Origin of the sequence: Parasulfuritortus cantonensis, from assembly GCF_004337445.1 — a bacterium.
In the GTDB taxonomy this organism is placed as follows: Bacteria; Pseudomonadota; Gammaproteobacteria; order Burkholderiales; family Thiobacillaceae; genus Parasulfuritortus; species Parasulfuritortus cantonensis.
Genome location: NZ_SJZB01000042.1, coordinates 265,203 through 280,812 on the forward strand (window position 1 = coordinate 265,203; position 15,610 = coordinate 280,812).

The 15,610-nt window shown below is 69.6% G+C and carries 21 protein-coding genes; 20 read left to right on the forward strand and 1 reads right to left on the reverse strand.

Annotation, left to right across the window (positions count from 1 at the left end):
* Window positions 1-30: 30 nt before the first annotated feature.
* From rpmE to EZJ19_RS12160, 19 genes are all read left to right on the forward strand, one after another.
* Window positions 31-237 (forward strand): 50S ribosomal protein L31, encoded by a 207-nt coding sequence (gene rpmE, locus EZJ19_RS12070; protein WP_131447910.1) that lies wholly within the window; start codon window positions 31-33, stop codon window positions 235-237.
* A gap of 63 nt (window positions 238-300) precedes the next feature.
* Window positions 301-1,881 carry a hypothetical protein gene (locus EZJ19_RS12075; RefSeq protein ID WP_131447912.1) on the forward strand — a complete coding sequence of 527 codons (1,581 nt, stop codon included), beginning with the start codon at window positions 301-303 and terminating at the stop codon, window positions 1,879-1,881.
* Complete coding sequence (gene mobA / locus EZJ19_RS12080; RefSeq protein ID WP_131447914.1) at window positions 1,878-2,489, forward strand: molybdenum cofactor guanylyltransferase MobA; 612 nt, start codon at window positions 1,878-1,880, stop codon at window positions 2,487-2,489. Before EZJ19_RS12075 ends, mobA begins: the two co-directional genes overlap by 4 nt.
* Window positions 2,490-2,537: 48 nt before the next feature.
* The gene (locus tag EZJ19_RS12085) at window positions 2,538-4,394 is read left to right on the forward strand and encodes an NAD(P)H-dependent oxidoreductase subunit E (RefSeq protein WP_240754753.1); all 1,857 of its coding nucleotides are present in this window, start codon (window positions 2,538-2,540) and stop codon (window positions 4,392-4,394) included.
* On the forward strand, window positions 4,391-5,149 hold the full coding sequence (locus tag EZJ19_RS12090; protein ID WP_131447918.1) for a 2Fe-2S iron-sulfur cluster-binding protein: 759 nt from the start codon (window positions 4,391-4,393) through the stop codon (window positions 5,147-5,149). The genes EZJ19_RS12085 and EZJ19_RS12090 overlap by 4 nt, the downstream gene beginning before the upstream one ends.
* Window positions 5,146-5,682: an NADH-quinone oxidoreductase subunit B family protein gene (locus tag EZJ19_RS12095; RefSeq protein ID WP_131447920.1), complete on the forward strand. Its 537-nt coding sequence runs from the start codon at window positions 5,146-5,148 to the stop codon at window positions 5,680-5,682. The genes EZJ19_RS12090 and EZJ19_RS12095 overlap by 4 nt, the downstream gene beginning before the upstream one ends.
* A gap of 11 nt (window positions 5,683-5,693) precedes the next feature.
* Complete coding sequence (locus EZJ19_RS12100) at window positions 5,694-7,178, forward strand: Ni/Fe hydrogenase subunit alpha (protein ID WP_131447922.1); 1,485 nt, start codon at window positions 5,694-5,696, stop codon at window positions 7,176-7,178.
* Window positions 7,175-7,609, forward strand: a complete 435-nt coding sequence (locus EZJ19_RS12105) for a hydrogenase maturation protease (protein WP_131447924.1) — start codon at window positions 7,175-7,177, stop codon at window positions 7,607-7,609. The genes EZJ19_RS12100 and EZJ19_RS12105 overlap by 4 nt, the downstream gene beginning before the upstream one ends.
* Before the next feature lie 32 nt (window positions 7,610-7,641).
* The gene (locus tag EZJ19_RS12110) at window positions 7,642-7,986 is read left to right on the forward strand and encodes an ArsR/SmtB family transcription factor (protein WP_165873565.1); all 345 of its coding nucleotides are present in this window, start codon (window positions 7,642-7,644) and stop codon (window positions 7,984-7,986) included.
* A gap of 69 nt (window positions 7,987-8,055) precedes the next feature.
* Window positions 8,056-8,571, forward strand: coding sequence for an arsenate reductase ArsC (locus EZJ19_RS12115; RefSeq protein ID WP_131447926.1), 516 nt, complete (start codon window positions 8,056-8,058; stop codon window positions 8,569-8,571).
* A 22-nt stretch (window positions 8,572-8,593) separates the two neighbouring features.
* Window positions 8,594-9,001, forward strand: a complete 408-nt coding sequence (locus EZJ19_RS12120; protein WP_131447928.1) for an arsenate reductase ArsC — start codon at window positions 8,594-8,596, stop codon at window positions 8,999-9,001.
* A gap of 2 nt (window positions 9,002-9,003) precedes the next feature.
* A complete protein-coding gene (arsB, locus tag EZJ19_RS12125; protein WP_131447930.1) occupies window positions 9,004-10,083 on the forward strand; it encodes an ACR3 family arsenite efflux transporter in 1,080 nt (359 codons plus the stop codon).
* Entirely contained in the window at window positions 10,080-10,607 is a 528-nt protein-coding gene (locus EZJ19_RS12130; protein ID WP_131447932.1) for a sigma-70 family RNA polymerase sigma factor, read from the forward strand. Before arsB ends, EZJ19_RS12130 begins: the two co-directional genes overlap by 4 nt.
* Before the next feature lie 135 nt (window positions 10,608-10,742).
* Window positions 10,743-11,204 (forward strand): rhodanese-like domain-containing protein, encoded by a 462-nt coding sequence (locus EZJ19_RS12135; RefSeq protein ID WP_131447934.1) that lies wholly within the window; start codon window positions 10,743-10,745, stop codon window positions 11,202-11,204.
* A 109-nt stretch (window positions 11,205-11,313) separates the two neighbouring features.
* Window positions 11,314-12,240, forward strand: coding sequence for an MBL fold metallo-hydrolase (locus EZJ19_RS12140; RefSeq protein ID WP_131447936.1), 927 nt, complete (start codon window positions 11,314-11,316; stop codon window positions 12,238-12,240).
* On the forward strand, window positions 12,240-13,193 hold the full coding sequence (locus tag EZJ19_RS12145) for a permease (RefSeq protein ID WP_131447938.1): 954 nt from the start codon (window positions 12,240-12,242) through the stop codon (window positions 13,191-13,193). Before EZJ19_RS12140 ends, EZJ19_RS12145 begins: the two co-directional genes overlap by 1 nt.
* A 7-nt stretch (window positions 13,194-13,200) precedes the next feature.
* Window positions 13,201-13,530, forward strand: coding sequence for a hypothetical protein (locus EZJ19_RS12150; protein ID WP_131447940.1), 330 nt, complete (start codon window positions 13,201-13,203; stop codon window positions 13,528-13,530).
* A gap of 10 nt (window positions 13,531-13,540) precedes the next feature.
* Complete coding sequence (locus tag EZJ19_RS12155) at window positions 13,541-14,335, forward strand: arsenite methyltransferase (RefSeq protein ID WP_131447942.1); 795 nt, start codon at window positions 13,541-13,543, stop codon at window positions 14,333-14,335.
* A gap of 5 nt (window positions 14,336-14,340) precedes the next feature.
* On the forward strand, window positions 14,341-14,571 hold the full coding sequence (locus EZJ19_RS12160) for a thioredoxin family protein (RefSeq protein WP_131447944.1): 231 nt from the start codon (window positions 14,341-14,343) through the stop codon (window positions 14,569-14,571).
* 15 nt (window positions 14,572-14,586) lie between these two features.
* Here the strand turns inward: EZJ19_RS12160 and EZJ19_RS12165 are convergent, their stop codons facing one another.
* Complete coding sequence (locus tag EZJ19_RS12165; RefSeq protein ID WP_131447946.1) at window positions 14,587-14,931, reverse strand: DUF3579 domain-containing protein; 345 nt, start codon at window positions 14,929-14,931, stop codon at window positions 14,587-14,589.
* A gap of 281 nt (window positions 14,932-15,212) precedes the next feature.
* Between EZJ19_RS12165 and EZJ19_RS12170 the strand changes: the two genes are divergently transcribed.
* Complete coding sequence (locus tag EZJ19_RS12170; protein WP_131447948.1) at window positions 15,213-15,608, forward strand: PAS domain S-box protein; 396 nt, start codon at window positions 15,213-15,215, stop codon at window positions 15,606-15,608.
* The last annotated feature ends 2 nt before the right edge of the window (window positions 15,609-15,610 follow it).

Here is a 15,610-nt window from a genome sequence, read left to right on the forward strand (position 1 = left end):
TTTCCCGGTCTGTATCGATACGAGTCCGCCATGAAATCCGCCATTCACCCGAACTACACCGAAATCACCGTGACCTGCGGTTGCGGCAACACGTTCCAGACCCGCTCCACCATGGGCAAGGATCTGCACGTCGAAGTCTGCTCCGCCTGCCACCCCTTCTACACCGGCAAGCAGAAGATCGTCGACACCGCCGGCCGCGTCGAGAAGTTCCGCCAGAAGTACGGCCTCAAGAAGTAAGCCGTACCCCCGGGGCACTGAAAAAGGCAGCGTCAAGCTGCCTTTTTTGTTTCAATCCTCGCCATGCAACCCCTGACCCGATCCCAGCAGTTCTGGCTCGCCGTCTTCCTGACGGTGTGGTGCTTCGTCGGCTTGACCGGGCGCGACGCCTGGCGTCAGGACGAGGCCCAGGCACTGGTGCCGCTGCTCGACTGGCTGAACTCGGGCGCGCTCCTGCCGGCCGCCTCGCCGTTCCCGCTGCATACCCTGCTGGCCGGCCTGACCGCCTGGCTGGGCCAGCCCTGGCTGGACATGCAGGATGGCGCCCGCCTGGCCTCCGGCGTCTTCACCCTGGCCGGCCTGGCCTTCACCGGCCTGGCCGCGCGCGCCCTCTACGGGCCCGGCTACGGGGCCGCCTCGGCGCTCGCCCTGCTCGGCTGCTTCGGCCTCATGCTGCGCGCCCATGCCATGGTGCCGGAGACCGCCCTCCTGGCCGGTTATGCCCTGCTGGTCTACGGCATCGGGCTGGCCCGCAGCCGGCCCGCCGCCGGCGCCGGGGCGATGGCCGCGGCGGCCTTCATGCTCGCCCTCTGCCGCGGCCTGCCCGACCTGCTGGCGGCGCTGCTCATCATCTTCCTGCCCATGCTCGGGCGCGCCTGGCGCGAGCGCGCCTACCTGACCGCCGTGCGCCGCGCCCTGGCCGGCCTGGGCTGGCTGCTGGCGATCTGGCTTGGCCTGCTGGCGCTGCAGGGTGGCGGCGCGCTGGCCGCCTGGTGGCAGCAATTCGCCGACCAGCTTCTGCCCGACCGTTCGCCTGCCTCGCTGCTCAACAACTTGTCGTGGTTCGCCTGGCCGGTCTGGCCGCTGGCCCTGTGGACGCTTTGGAACGAGCACCGGCGCTTGGCCCGCGTGCCGCTCCTGCATCCGGTCCTGGGCGCGGCCGCCGCGACCCTGCTGCTGGCCCTCTGGCCGTCCTATTCCTCGGGCAGCGGCCTGCTCCCGGTCCTGGTGCCGCTGGCCCTCCTGGCCGCCTACGGCATCGCCGACCTGAAGCGTGGCGCCGCCCAGGGTTTCTACTGGTTCGGCGTGCTCTGCTTCCTGTTCTTCGCCGTCGCCTTCTGGGTTTATTTCGCCGCCATCGAATGGGGCTGGCCGGCCCGTCTGGCCGCGCGCATGGCGCGCATGGTGCCGGACTTTCCGGCCGGCCAGACCGCCGGCGCGACGGTGCTCGTGGCTGGCCTGGCCACCCTGCTCTGGCTGATCGTCATCCCGCTGTTCCCGCGCGCCAAGGCCCGCCCGATCCTGGTCTGGGCGACCGGCATGGCGCTGACCTGGCTGCTTCTGGGCCTGCTCTTCAAGCCCTGGGCCGAGGCCGGCTGGGGTTACCGGGAACAGATACGGGCCATGGCGGCGCACCTGCCGGCCGGGGCCTGCCTGCGCGCCGACGTCGACCCCGGCATGGCGGTCATGCTGCGCGTGCACCTGCCCGACCGCTACCGTGCCGAGGGCGAATGCGCCTGGTGGCTGGTGGCCCGGGAACGCGACGAGGCCGATGCCGGCGCCTGGCCGGCCGAGCCGGTCTGGACCGGCTTCCGGCCACGCGACCGCAACCGGCGCTACGTCCTGCTGCAATTGGGTGCGGCGCCGGTCGTAGCGCCCCGATGACGCCTGCGGTCGCCGCCGTGGTCCTGGCCGGCGGCCGGGGCCGGCGCATGGATGCGCGTGACAAGGGCCTGGTCGAGCTGGGCGGTCGGCCCTTGGTGGCCTGGGTGGTCGAGCGCCTGCGTCCGCAGGTCGGCGAGATCGTCGTCAGCGCCAACCGCAACCTGGCCGAATACGCCCGCCTGGGCTGCCCGGTGGTGCCGGACGACCGGCCGGACCAGCCCGGGCCGCTGGCCGGCATCCTGGCGGCCGGGCGCCGGTGCAGCGCCGACTGGCTCCTGGTCGCGCCCTGCGACACGCCGTTCCTGCCCGCCGACCTGGTTGCCCGCCTGCTCGGCGAGGCGGCCGCCCGGGGCGTGGCCCTGGTGCGCGCCGGCGATCCTGAACGCGTCCATTACGCCGTCATGCTGATGCGGCGCAGTCTGCTCGACGATCTCGCCGCCGCGCTCGCCGAGGGGGAACGCCGCGTCCAGGGCTGGCAGGCGCGCCATCCGCACGCCGACGTCCGCTTCGCCGAGGCGGAACTTTTCTTCAACGTCAACGACGCCGCCCAACTCGCGCGCGCCGAGGTCATGGCCAGGTCGGCCTGTCAGATTCCCGACATAGACTAGTCGAGGTCACGGTATAGACTGATGGCATCTTCGTCTGCGAGTACCGAGATGTCAGAACAAGTCGACCTGAACGCCATACTCGACCGCCATCCGCGCCGGCCCGAGTCGCTGTTGCAAGTGCTGAGGGAGGTCCAGGAAGCGGCGGGGGGCATACCGCCCGGCGTCGATGCCGAGATCGCCGCCGCCCTCAACGTCCCGCTCGCGCGCGTGCGCGGCGTGGCCGGTTTCTACTCCTTCCTGTCCCTGGAGCCGAGCGGCCACTACCGGGTGCTGTTCTCCGACAACATCACCGACCGCATGCTCGGCAACCAGGAATTGATGCAGGCCATGTGCGGCAAGCTGTGGCTGGAGCCGGGCCGGACCTCCGAGGACGGCCTGGCCAGCGTCGACTTCACCTCCTGCACCGGCATGTGCGACCAGGGGCCGGCCATTCTGGTCAACGGCTGGGCGATTCCGCGCATGGACGGCGGCCGCGTCGACCAGGTCGCCGAGCTGGTGCTGGCGCAGCGTCCGCTCGCCGAATGGCCGCGCGAGCTGTTCCTGGTCGAAGACAACGTCCGCCGGGCCGACGTCCTGCTCGGCCACGGTCTGCAGCCGGGCGACGCCCTGCGTGCCGCGGTCGCCCGCGGCGCCGACCACCAGGTCGAGGATGCCGCCAACTCCCGGTCCTGGCGCGAGGCCAACGTGGCCGCGGCCCAGGGGCCGCTCGCCACCCTGGAAGAGATCAAGCGCTCCAACCTGCGCGGCCGCGGCGGCGCCGGCTTCACCACCGGCTTCAAGTGGGAGGCCTGCCGCAACGCCCAGGGCAAGGGCCGCTACGTGGTGTGCAACGCCGACGAGGGCGAACCCGGCACCTTCAAGGACCGGGTGCTGCTCAACAGCCACGCCGACCTCGTGTTCGAGGGCATGACCGTGTGCGCCTACGTCATCGGCGCCAGCCAGGGCTTCCTCTACCTGCGCGGCGAATATCGCCACCTGCTGGAACCGCTGCGCGAGACGCTGGCCAGGCGCCGGGCGGTCGGCCTGCTCGGCAAGTCCATCCTCGGCCAGGCCGGCTTCGATTTCGACATCGAGATCCACCTGGGCGCCGGGGCCTACGTGTGCGGCGAGGAATCCGCCCTCATCGAGTCCCTGGAGGGCAAGCGCGGCATCCCGCGCAACCGTCCGCCCTATCCGGTCAGCCACGGCTACCTGCAGCAGCCGACGACGGTGAACAACGTCGAGACCTTCTGCGCCGCGGCCCTCATCGCCGTGCAGGGGGGCGACTGGTACCGCGCCATCGGCACCGCCAAGTCGGCCGGCACCAAGCTGCTCTCGGTGTCCGGCGACTGCGCCCGGCCGGGCATCTACGAATACCCGTTCGGTACTCCGGTCCGCCAGGTCCTGGAGGACTGCGGCGCCGAGCGCACGCTGGCCGTGCAGATCAGCGGCCCGTCCGGCATCTGCATCAGCGCCGACGAGTTCGACCGCCGCATCGCCTTCGAGGACCTGCCCACGGCCGGGGCCTTCATGGTCTTCGACAACAGCCGCGACATGTTCGAGGTGGCGCGCAACTTCGCCCAGTTCTTCGCCCACGAGTCGTGCGGCTTCTGCACGCCCTGCCGGGTCGGTACCTCGATGCAGAAGGAGATCATGGACAAGATCGCGCGCGGCCAGGGCACCAAGTACGACCTCGACCAGCTCGGCCAGCTCGACCGGGTGCTCCAGGCGGCCTCGCACTGCGGCCTCGGCCACGGCGCCTGCAACCCGGTCCTGGATACCCTGAAGCGGTTCCGCCCGGCCTACGAGCGCCGCCTCAAGGCGCTCACCTTCCAGCCCGCCTTCGACCTCGACAGCGCCCTCGCCGAGGCGCGCCGCATGACCGGCCGCGACGACGCCGGCGCCCACATCAGGAGTGAATCGTGAGCGATACCTTCACCCTCGACGGCGACGAGATCCCCTTCGAATCCGGCCAGACCGTGATGCAGGCCGCGCTCGCCGCCGGCCACTACGTGCCGCACCTGTGCTACCACCCCGAGTTCCGTCCGCACGGCAGCTGCAAGGTGTGCACGGTCAAGGTGAACGGCCGCTTCGCCACCTCGTGCACGCTGCCGGCCCAGGCCGGCCTCAACGTGGAAAGCAACATCGACGAGGTCAACGCCATCCGGCGCACCCTGGTGCAGATGCTGTTCGCCGAGGGCAACCATTTCTGCCCGACCTGCGAGAAGAGCGGCAACTGCGTCCTCCAGGCGCTCGGCTACGACCTCGGCGTCATGACCGCCGGCTTCCGGCACCTGTTCCCGGACCGGCCGGTGGACGCCTCGCACCCGGACATCCTGCTCGACTTCAACCGCTGCATCCTGTGCGAACTGTGCGTGCGCGCCTCCTGCGAGGTGGACGGCAAGTGCGTGTTCGCCCTGGCCGGGCGCGGCATCACCAAGCACCTGATCGTCAATTCCGAGTCCGGCCGCCTGGTCGACACCGAGGTCGACCTGGCCGACAAGGCGCTCAGCGTCTGTCCGGTCGGCGTCATCCTGGTCAAGCGCAAGGGCTTCGCGGTGCCGATCGGCGAACGCCGCTACGACCAGAGCCCGATCAGCGCCCAGGCCCTGGCCGACGCGCCGCGCGAGCCCGCGGCGCCGGCCGGCCGGCCGTGCTCGTCGTGCGAGGAGGGGTCATGAGCAAGCTGCGCGTCGCCACCACCTCCCTGGCCGGCTGCTTCGGCTGCCACACGTCGTTCCTGGACATCGACGAGCGCCTGTTCGACCTCCTCAAGCTGGTCGAATTCGACCGCACGCCGCTCACCGACATCAAGCATTGCGGGCCGTGCGACATCGGCATCGTCGAGGGCGGCATCTGCAACGCCGAGAACGTCGCCGTGCTGCGCGAGTTCCGCAACAACTGCAAGGTGCTGATCGCCATCGGTTCCTGCGCGGTGACCGGCGGCCTGCCGGCCCAGCGCAACCACCTGGACCTGGGCGACTGCCTGTCCGAGGTCTACCTGACCGAGCCCGGCACCAGCCACGGCCTGATCCCGAACGACCCCGAACTGCCCCTGCCGCTCGACAAGGTGCACCCGATCCACGAGGTGGTGAAGGTGGATTACTTCATCCCCGGTTGCCCGCCCTCCGGCGACGCGATCTGGAAATTCCTCACCGACCTGATCGCCGGCCGCACGCCTACCCTGGGCCACGGCCTGATCAAATACGACTGAGGCGAAAGAACATGGCATTCGAACTGGAAACCGCCGAACACCCCGAAAAACTGCGCCGGGTCGCCATCGAACCCATCTCCCGGGTCGAGGGCCACGGCAAGGTCACCCTGCTCCTGGACGAGGACAACCACGTCAAGCAGGCCCGTCTGCACATCGTCGAATTCCGCGGCTTCGAGAAGTTCGTCCAGGGCCGGCCGTACTGGGAAATCCCGGTCATGGTGCAGCGCCTGTGCGGCATCTGCCCGGTCTCGCACCACCTGGCGGCGAGCAAGGCGCTCGACCAGATCGTTGGCGCGACCCACGTCAGCCCGACCGCGGAGAAGATCCGCCGCCTGATGCACTACGGCCAGATCCTGCAGTCGCACGCCCTGCACTTCTTCCACCTGGCCTCGCCGGACCTGCTGTTCGGTTTCGACTCCGACGTCGCCAAGCGCAACATCGTCGGCGTCGCCGCCGACTATCCCGACCTGGCCCGCCAGGGCATCCTGCTGCGCAAGTACGGCCAGGAGGTGATCCGGGTCACCGCCGGCAAGCGGGTGCACGGCACCGGCTCGGTGCCCGGCGGCGTGAACAAGCACCTGACCCGGGAGGAGCGCGACGCCCTCCTGAAGGAGGCCTACCAGATCATCGGCTGGAGCCGCGACGCCGTCCACCTGGTCAAGCGCCTGTTCGAGCAGAACCTCGAGCTCTACAACGAATTCGGCAGCTTCCCCGCCCACACCCTGAACCTGATCCGGGCCGACGGGGCCATGGACCTGTACCACGGCGGCCTGCGCGCCCGCACGATGGACGGCAAGACCCTGTTCGACCACCTCGACTACAACCACTACTGGGACCACGTGTTCGAGCAGGTGAAGCCCTGGTCGTACATGAAGTTCCCGTATTTCCGGGACCTGGGGCCGGCGGAGGGCTGGTACCGGGTCGGGCCGCTCACCCGGGTGTCGCAGTGCGACTTCATCCCCACTCCGCTGGCCGACCGCGAGCGCCAGGACTTCATCGCCTTCGACGCGGGCCACGCGGCCGCCGCCACCCTGGGTACCCACTGGGCGCGCATGATCGAGATGCTGCATAGCGCCGAGATGATCAAGGACCTGCTCCACGACGACGACGTCCTGGCCGGCGACCTGGTCACCACCGGCGAGCGCCAGGGCCGCGGCGTCGGCGTCATCGAGGCGCCGCGCGGCACCCTGATCCACCACTACCGGGTGGACGAGCACGACCAGGTGATCCGCGCCAACCTGATCGTTTCCACCACCCACAACAACCAGGCCATGAACGAATCCATCCGGGCGGTGGCGCGCAAGTACCTGGACGGCCGCGAGCTGACCGAGGGTCTGCTCAACCACATCGAGGTGGCCATCCGCGCCTTCGATCCCTGCCTGTCCTGCGCCACCCATGCCCTGGGCAAGATGCCGCTCAGGCTCGAGCTGATCGACGCCGAGGGGCGCCAGATCGACCGCATGGTGCGTGCCGGCGACGGCACCTGCAGCTGTTGAGCGCCGCCACCCTGATCGTCGGCATCGGCAACCCGAGCCGGGGCGACGACGCCCTCGGCCCGCTGGCCATCGAGCGCCTGGAGGCCATGGCCATGGCCGACGTCGAGCTGCTCACCGATTTCCAACTCCAGGTCGAGTATGCCCTCGACCTCCAGGACCGCCGCCGGGTGGTCTTCGTGGACGCCGCCGAGAGCGGCCCGGAGCCCTACGCCTGGGCAGAGGTCCGGCCCGAGCAGGACACCAGCTACAGCAGCCACGAACTTTCCCCGGCCGCCGTCCTGCACACCTACGCCCAGCTGTACGGCACCCCGCCCGTCGCCCACGTCCTCGCCGTACGCGGCTACCGCTACGACCTGGGCGCGCCGCCCAGCCCGGCCGCCCTCGCCAACCTGGACCAAGCCATCCGTCGCCTGCTCGCCGAGCTCGCTTGATAATATTCGTTTAGACGAATATAGTGGGCGGCATGATCGACGCCCAGCCATTCTTCGACAGCCTGTCCGACGCCACTCGCCGGCGCATCCTGGCCCTGCTTCAGGGCGAGGGCGAACTGTGCGTGTGCGAACTGGTCGCCGCCCTCGGCCTGCCGCAGCCGAAGATCTCCAGGCACCTGGCGGTGATGCGCGAGGCGGGCCTGATCGCGATGCGCCGCGAGGGCACCTGGATCTTCTACCGGCTGCACCCGGAACTGCCGCTGTGGGCCTACCGCATCCTCGAGATCGCCGGCCGCGACGCCGCCGAGTCGGAATCCGGCGCGGACCGCGTGCGCCTGGCCGGGATGGCCGACCGGCCCATCCGCTGTTGCGGATAACATGCGATGTTTCACATATATGAAACCAATCCGCGCTAGCCTGCCGGGATCTCAACAGTGGAGTACGCCATGACTGCAGCCGCCGTCCACAACGTCCTGTTCCTGTGCACGGGCAACTCGGCCCGCAGCATCATCGCCGAGGCCATCCTGAACGCCAGCGGCGGCGGCCGCTTCCGCGCCTACTCGGCGGGCAGCCACCCGACCGGCTCGGTGCACCCCTACGCCATCGACCTGCTGCGCAAGAACCAGCTGCCCGTCGAGGGGCTGCGCAGCAAGAGCTGGGACGAGTTCGCCGCCCCGGGGGCGCCCGAGCTGCATTTCGTCTTCACGGTGTGCGACAAGGCCGCCGGCGAGGTCTGCCCGGTCTGGCCCGGCCAGCCGATGACCGCGCACTGGGGCGTGGCCGACCCGGTCGCCGTCGAGGGCGACGAGGAAAGGCAGCGCCGGGCCTTCTTCCAGACCTGGAACTACCTGTACAACCGCCTCTCCCTGTTTGCCAACCTGCCGCTCGCCAAGCTGGACAAGCTGACCCTGCAGGCACGCCTGCGCGAGATCGGCCTGGCCAAGCCGGCCGAGGCCGCCTGACGCTCCGGAAAAGGACTCCGACATGACTCCCACCGTATTGATCCTGTGTACCGGCAACTCCTGCCGTTCCCAGATGGCCGAGGCCCTGGTCAACCACGACCTGGCCGGCCGGGTCCATGCCGTCTCCGCCGGCACCCGGCCGCAGCCCAAGGTGGCGGACGGCGCCATCGCGGCGCTCCGGCAACTGGGCCTGGCCACCGACGGCCTCCATCCGAAGGACGTCGACGTGTTCCTGAACGAGCCGGTCGATCTGGTGATCACGGTGTGCGACAACGCCAAGGAGACCTGCCCGGTGTTTCCCCGCCAGGTGCGTTCCATCCACCTGCCTTTCCACGATCCGCACGGCGAGCCGCTGGAGTCGTTCGTCGCCGTGCGCGACGAGATCCGGGCGCGCCTGGTCCCGACCGTGCGCGAAGTCCTCGGTCTCTAGCCATGTCCGCCCAGTGTGAAGTCACCGCCAAGCGCGCCGCCGGCGCGCCCATGAGCGTGTTCGAGCGCGGGCTCACGCTCTGGGTCGCGCTCTGCATCGTCGCCGGCGTCGTCCTCGGCCAGTTCGCCCCGGCTCCCTTCCAGGCCCTCGGCCGCATGGAGGTCGCCCGGGTGAACATCCCGGTCGGCCTGCTCATCTGGGTGATGATCATCCCGATGCTGATGAAGATCGACTTCAGCGCCCTGCACCAGGTCAAGGAACACTGGAAGGGCATCGGCGTCACCCTGTTCGTCAACTGGGCGGTGAAGCCGTTCTCCATGGCGGTCCTGGCCTGGCTGTTCGTGCGCCAGTGGTTCGCCCCCTGGCTGCCCGCCGAACAACTGGACAGCTACGTCGCCGGCCTCATCCTGCTGGCCGCCGCGCCCTGTACCGCCATGGTGTTCGTCTGGAGCCGGCTGTCCGACGGCGACCCCTATTTCACCCTGTCCCAGGTGGCGCTCAACGACACCATCATGGTGTTCGCCTTCGCCCCCATCGTCGGCCTGCTGCTCGGCCTGTCCGCCATCGTGGTGCCCTGGGCCACCCTGTTCACCTCGGTGCTGCTCTACATCGTCATCCCGGTGATCCTGGCCCAGGCCTGGCGCAAGGCGCTGCTGAAGCAGGGCCAGGCCAAGTTCGACGCCACCCTGGCGACCCTCGGCCACGCCTCCATCCTGGCCCTGCTCGCCACGCTGGTCCTGCTGTTCGCCTTCCAGGGCGAGGCGATCATCGAGCAGCCGCTGGTCATCGCCCTGCTCGCCGTGCCCATCCTGATCCAGGTGTTCTTCAATTCCGCCCTGGCCTACTGGCTCAACCGCAAGGTGGGCGAGAAGCACAGCGTCGCCTGCCCGTCGGCCCTGATCGGCGCCTCCAACTTCTTCGAACTGGCGGTGGCCGCGGCCATCTCGCTGTTCGGCTTCGAGTCCGGTGCCGCCCTGGCCACCGTCGTGGGCGTCCTCATCGAGGTGCCGGTGATGCTGCTGGTGGTGAAGATCGTCAACCGAAGCAAGGGCTGGTACGAGGCTGGGACAGGCCGGGCATGATCTGCGTGCAACGCGCCTGGCATGTCCACGAGGGCGAGCTGCGGGCCTGGCTGCGCGGCCACCTGCACGACCGGGACGAGGCGGAGGACGTGCTGCAGGATGTCCTGCTCAAGGCCATCCGCCAAGGCAAGCGCTTCTGCGCCATCGGCAACCCGCGCGCCTGGCTGTTCGAGGTGACCCGCCACACCCTGATCGACCGCCTGCGCCTGCGCAAGGCCCTGCTGCCCTTGCCGGAGGACCTGGCGGGCGAGACGGAGGACCCCGAGCCGGTGGCGAGCCTGGCCGGTTGCCTGCCGCGCGTCCTGGCCGAGTTGACGCCGGAGGACCGCGAGGTGCTCACCCTGTGCGACCTGGAGAACATGACCCAGGCCGACTACGCCGCCCTCAAGGGCCTCAGCCTGGCGGGCGCCAAGTCGCGCGTGCAGCGTGCGCGCAAGCGCCTGCGCGCGCACCTCACCCGGGTCTGCCAGGTGCGTTTCGACGCCAACGGCAAGGTCTGCTGCTTCGTGCCCAGGCATGGCTGAAACCGCTGCATCCTTTTCCGGTCTGCTTCGTCTTCCCCGCGCAGGCGCACGCTGCACGGTGGCCGACGGCCGCCGCGGCGCTCGCGCCGCCGTGCGTGGACGGATCCTCCACGCGACCACAGAAGGGTATCGATCATGAAGCGCACCACTCTACTGGGCCTGGCCGTCGCCATGTTGTGCAGCACCGGCGCCTGGGCCTACGACGCCGACCTGGCTGCCCGCCTGGCGCCGACCGTGGCCAAGATGAACCAGGCCGGCCTGGCCAAGGGCGCCACCAAGCTGAGCGCGGAGAACTTCCTGGGCATGGTGGCGAAGAACGAGAAGCTGACGGTGCTGGACATCCGCACCCCGGCCGAGCAGCGCTTCGTCACCCTGCCCGGGGCCCTGACCATCCCGCTCGACAAGCTCATGCAGAAGGACAGCCTCGACCGCCTGCCGAGCGAGGGTACGCTCGTCGTGGTCTGCCACCTGGGCAGCCGGGCGGCCATCGCCACCACGCTGCTCAGGGCGATCGGCGTCGGCAACGCCGTCTACCTGGACGGCGGCCTGAGCGCCCTGGTCAACGCCGCCACGCCCAAGGGCCTGCCGCTCGAATGACCCGGTCCGCCCGCCTCCCGTCCGGCACCCCGGTGCGCCGGGACATGGCCGGCCGGGACGGCGGCGTGGCACCATTGCCTCCCGATCACCCTGCCTCGCGACGCCGAACATGAAGCTCATCCGCGCCCTGCTGCTGGCCCTCGTGGCCGTCCTGCCGCCGTTCGCCCACGCCGATTACCAGCCGGTCGCCGAACCGGTGGCCGACAACGTCTACGCCATCGTCGGCCCGGTCGGCCAACGCAGCCCCGACAACGACGGCCTCAACGCCACCTTCGCCTTCGTCGTCACCGACGCCGGCGTGATCCTGATCGACTCCGGCGCCAGCCGCAAAGGCGCCGAGAAATTGGCCGCCGCGATCCGCAAGGTGACGGCCAAACGGGTACGCTGGGTGGTCAACACCGGCAGCCAGGACCACCGCTGGCTGGGTAACGACTACTTCGCCGAGCGCGGCGCCGACGTCCTCGCCCTGACCCGTACCGCGGCCAGCCAGGCCCGCTACGCCGAACAACACATGCTGGGCCTGCAGAAGCTGCTCGGCGCCCGCCTGGACGGCACCCAGCCGATGCCGGCCATGCACACCTCGGACGGCGACCGTGCCAGCCTGACCCTGGGCGGCGAGACCCTGGAGCTGATCGCCACCGACGCCCACTTCCCAGGCGACGCCATGGTCTGGCTGCCGCGCCAGCGGGTCGCCGTGACCGGCGACCTGGTGTTCGTCGACCGCCTGCTCGGCGTCCTGCCCTGGTCCAGCGTGAAGAACGGCCAGCGTGCCTTCCAGGCCCTCGCCGCCCTGCAGCCGGCCCGCATCGTGCCCGGCCACGGCCGCGTCTGCGACCTCGCCCAGGCGCAGCGGGAGACCGGCGACTACTACGACTTCCTGGCCGACACCATCGGCAAGGCCGCCCAGGACATGGAGTCCATGGCCGACACCCTGGCCAAATATGCCGACCTGCCCCAGTTCAGCGGCCTGGAGAACTATGCCGGCCTGCACAAGGCCAACATGAACCGGGCCTTCACCGAGTACGAGGCACCCTGATGTTCGACGCCCTCGCCAGCCTGCTGGTATTCGACCTGCTCGGCCTCTCGGCCGGCGACCGGCTGGGCGCCGCCCTGCATTTCTTCGTCGCCGACACGGTGAAGATATTCGTCATGCTGGCCCTGATCATCTACGCCATGGGCCTGTTCCGCGCCATGCTCAGCCCGGAGCGGGTGCGCGACTACGTGCGCGGCAAGCCGGAGTGGCTGGCGCGCACCCTGGCCATCCTGCTGGGTGCCGTGACGCCGTTCTGCTCCTGCTCCTCGGTGCCGCTGTTCATCGGCTTCGTCGAGGCCGGCATCCCGCTCGGCGTGACCTTCTCCTTCCTGATCGCCAGCCCGATGATCAACGAGGTGGCGGTGGTCATCCTGGCCGGCATCCTGGGCTGGCAGCTCACCCTGCTCTACGTCGCCGCCGGCCTCGCGGTGGCCTGGTTCGGCGGCCTCGCCATGCAGCGCTTCAAGCCGGAGCGCTGGGTCGAGGACTACGTCTGGAAGATCCGCATGGGCCAGATGCAGGCGCCCGCCGCCGACCATTCCTGGGCCGGCCGCCACCGCTACGCCGTCAACGAGGTGAAGGAGATCGTCGGCCGCCTGTGGAAGTGGGTGCTGCTCGGCATCGCGGTCGGGGCGCTGTTCCACGGCTACGTGCCGGAGGCCTGGGTGGCCGAGTACCTGGCCGGCGGCGCCTGGTACACCGTGCCCATGGCCGTGCTGGTGGGCGTGCCCCTGTACTCCAACGCCACCGGCGTCATCCCGGTGGCCGAGGCCATGCTCGGCAAGGGCGTCGCCATGGGCACGACGCTGGCCTTCATGATGAGCATCGCCGCACTTTCCCTGCCCGAGATGATCATATTGCGCAAGGTCATCCGCTGGCCCGCCCTGGCCCTGTTCGCCGCCGTCCTGGCCGTCGCCATCACCCTGGTGGGCTGGGGTTTCAACCTGATCGCATGAGGTAAGCATGTCCAACGAACTCCACCCCAGCATCGTCGCCCTGGTGGCCTTGTCCGCCAACATCGCCGCCAACCACCCCAACCAGGGCCTGTGCCAGGTGGACAAGCTGAAGGGCTATGGCGTCGCCAAGGAACAGATCGACGCCGTCATCGAGATCGCCCGCCACATCCGCGACGAGGCGGCCCAGAAGCTCGACGCCAGCTTCGACGAGGCCTACGCGGAGCGCTGGGCGCCGGCCAAGCCGGCGATCAAGCCCGATCCGTTCGCCAACATCGCCGTGGTCGGTGGCGGCGGCGCCTGCTGCACGTCGACCAAGTCGGGCCAGTCCTGCTGCTGAGGCGCGCGCCATGTCCGCCACCGAACACGACCGCATCCGCCAGCAGGTCCGCGAAGCCTACGGCGGCATCGCCCAGAACAACGGCTGCGGCTGCGGGCCGAGCTGCTGCACGCCGTCCGACGAATCGGTCGCCGAGCTGTTGTCGCGCGGCATCGGCTACAGCGCCGAGGAGACCGCCGCCGTGCCGGAAGGCGCCAACCTGGGTCTGGGCTGCGGCAACCCGCAGGCCATCGCCGCCCTGAAGGCGGGCGAGACCGTGCTCGACCTGGGCAGCGGGGCCGGCTTCGACTGCTTCCTGGCGGCCCGCGCGGTCGGCCCCGCGGGCCGGGTGATCGGCGTCGACATGACCCCGGACATGGTCAGCAAGGCGCGCGCCAACGCGGTCAAAGGCGGCTACGGCAACGTCGAATTCCGCCTCGGCGAGATCGAGCACCTGCCGGTGGCCGACGCGACGGTCGACGTCATCATCTCCAACTGCGTCATCAACCTGTCGCCCGACAAGGGCCAGGTGTTCCGGGATGCCTACCGGGCGCTCAGGCCGGGCGGTCGCCTGGCCATCTCCGACATCGTGCTGACCGGTGCGCTGCCCGAGGACGTCCGGAACGAGGTGGCCATGTACACGGGGTGCGTGGCCGGCGCCGTGGCCGGCGCCGAACTGAGCACCCTGATGGCCGACGCCGGCTTCCGCGCCATCCGCATCGTTGCCAAGGCCACCAGCGCCGAGTACGTCGGCCAGTGGGCGCCGGGGCGCGGCGTCGAGAACTACATCGCCTCGGCCAACATCGAGGCCGTCAAACCGGAGTGAGTCGAATGAAGAACATCAAGGTGCTCGGCAGCGGCTGCCGCAACTGCGAAACCACGGCCAAGCTGATCGAACAGGCGGCCGCCGCCAAGGGCATCGCCATCGAGCTGGAGAAGGTCACCGACATGGCCGCCATCCTCGGCTACGGCGTCATGTCGACGCCCGGCGTGGTGATCGACGGCCAGGTCGTGCACGCCGGCGGCGTGCCCGACCGCAAGACCATCGAAGGCTGGCTGTAGCCGGGCGGCGCCCGGTCAGTGGCTGGCCGGGACGGCGCCGTGGGCCGGCCGGATGGCCAACTGCTGGCTGTCGGCGAAGGCCATGATGAACGCGTAGGCCGACGGGTCGCGCTCGCGCAGGTGGGCGTCGAGCCAGAGGCCGCGCACCCCGTCCAGGGTCGCGGGGTGGACCAGCGGCGAGTAGCGCAGGGTCTTGTCCTCGCCGAAGGTGGCGAACAGTCCGGCCATGCGGTCGACCCAGTCGCTCGGCCGGAAGGGTTTCCCGGCCCGGGTCTGGCCGAGGATGAAAAGGGCGTCCGCGGCGGGCGGTTCGGCGGGGGTGGCTTCGGAACCGGTGCGTTCCAGGCAGGCTTCAGTCATGACTTTCGATGCAAGAAGATGCGAATATCCTTTTTGTCTCCCCGTGCGCCAGGCGGATAGGCCGTCTGCGCCGGGCACGAGACCGGCATATGTTAGTTTTATTTATCCATAAGTCAATTAAATGCGCACGCCGGCCGGGGTGTCCCGGCGCCGCCCGGCCGCGCGTCCGTCGGCTTACAAAACCGTAATCGGCCGCGCCGGAACCAAGGCCCGCCTCCCGGGTACCAAGCAGCAGGGGCTTCCCCTGGGTTCCCGAGCAGATAACCCGCCTTGGAGGTGATATGAAAATCGTGCAATCGGCGGCCGATCCGCGCCGTTCCGTCTTTTCCTTCGGCCAGTTGGCCGACATCGAGGACACCGACCCGGAAGGGGGCGCGGTGACCCTGGACGCGCGCGGCGTGATCCTGGACTGCGATGCGCCGTGCGAGCGCCTGTTCGGCTACGTGCGCGACCAGATCATCGGCCGTCACCTGTCCATGCTGTTGCCGGAGCTGGCCAATATCGACCTGTTCCAGAACGGCCATCTGAACGACAAGCTGCACTTCTTCTGCCATATCGGCCGGCGTTTCCTGGTCCTGCACCGCGACGGTGCCCGCCTGGCCGGACGCCTGTTCCTGACCATGATCGGCAGCGACGACGCCCCGGGCCTGCGGGTCGTCGTCGCCAGCCCGGCCTGAGC

What these genes read in the sequence shown, in the direction of transcription:
- rpmE (WP_131447910.1), top strand. Translation starts at nt 31, where the DNA reads ATGAAATCCGCCATTCACCCGAACTACACCGAAATCACCGTGACCTGC.
- EZJ19_RS12075 (WP_131447912.1), top strand. Translation starts at nt 301, where the DNA reads ATGCAACCCCTGACCCGATCCCAGCAGTTCTGGCTCGCCGTCTTCCTG.
- mobA (WP_131447914.1), top strand. Translation starts at nt 1,878, where the DNA reads ATGACGCCTGCGGTCGCCGCCGTGGTCCTGGCCGGCGGCCGGGGCCGG.
- EZJ19_RS12085 (WP_240754753.1), top strand. Translation starts at nt 2,538, where the DNA reads ATGTCAGAACAAGTCGACCTGAACGCCATACTCGACCGCCATCCGCGC.
- EZJ19_RS12095 (WP_131447920.1), top strand. Translation starts at nt 5,146, where the DNA reads ATGAGCAAGCTGCGCGTCGCCACCACCTCCCTGGCCGGCTGCTTCGGC.
- EZJ19_RS12100 (WP_131447922.1), top strand. Translation starts at nt 5,694, where the DNA reads ATGGCATTCGAACTGGAAACCGCCGAACACCCCGAAAAACTGCGCCGG.
- EZJ19_RS12110 (WP_165873565.1), top strand. Translation starts at nt 7,642, where the DNA reads ATGATCGACGCCCAGCCATTCTTCGACAGCCTGTCCGACGCCACTCGC.
- EZJ19_RS12115 (WP_131447926.1), top strand. Translation starts at nt 8,056, where the DNA reads ATGACTGCAGCCGCCGTCCACAACGTCCTGTTCCTGTGCACGGGCAAC.
- EZJ19_RS12120 (WP_131447928.1), top strand. Translation starts at nt 8,594, where the DNA reads ATGACTCCCACCGTATTGATCCTGTGTACCGGCAACTCCTGCCGTTCC.
- arsB (WP_131447930.1), top strand. Translation starts at nt 9,004, where the DNA reads ATGTCCGCCCAGTGTGAAGTCACCGCCAAGCGCGCCGCCGGCGCGCCC.
- EZJ19_RS12130 (WP_131447932.1), top strand. Translation starts at nt 10,080, where the DNA reads ATGATCTGCGTGCAACGCGCCTGGCATGTCCACGAGGGCGAGCTGCGG.
- EZJ19_RS12135 (WP_131447934.1), top strand. Translation starts at nt 10,743, where the DNA reads ATGAAGCGCACCACTCTACTGGGCCTGGCCGTCGCCATGTTGTGCAGC.
- EZJ19_RS12140 (WP_131447936.1), top strand. Translation starts at nt 11,314, where the DNA reads ATGAAGCTCATCCGCGCCCTGCTGCTGGCCCTCGTGGCCGTCCTGCCG.
- EZJ19_RS12145 (WP_131447938.1), top strand. Translation starts at nt 12,240, where the DNA reads ATGTTCGACGCCCTCGCCAGCCTGCTGGTATTCGACCTGCTCGGCCTC.
- EZJ19_RS12150 (WP_131447940.1), top strand. Translation starts at nt 13,201, where the DNA reads ATGTCCAACGAACTCCACCCCAGCATCGTCGCCCTGGTGGCCTTGTCC.
- EZJ19_RS12155 (WP_131447942.1), top strand. Translation starts at nt 13,541, where the DNA reads ATGTCCGCCACCGAACACGACCGCATCCGCCAGCAGGTCCGCGAAGCC.
- EZJ19_RS12160 (WP_131447944.1), top strand. Translation starts at nt 14,341, where the DNA reads ATGAAGAACATCAAGGTGCTCGGCAGCGGCTGCCGCAACTGCGAAACC.
- EZJ19_RS12165 (WP_131447946.1), bottom strand. Translation starts at nt 14,931, where the DNA reads ATGACTGAAGCCTGCCTGGAACGCACCGGTTCCGAAGCCACCCCCGCC.
- EZJ19_RS12170 (WP_131447948.1), top strand. Translation starts at nt 15,213, where the DNA reads ATGAAAATCGTGCAATCGGCGGCCGATCCGCGCCGTTCCGTCTTTTCC.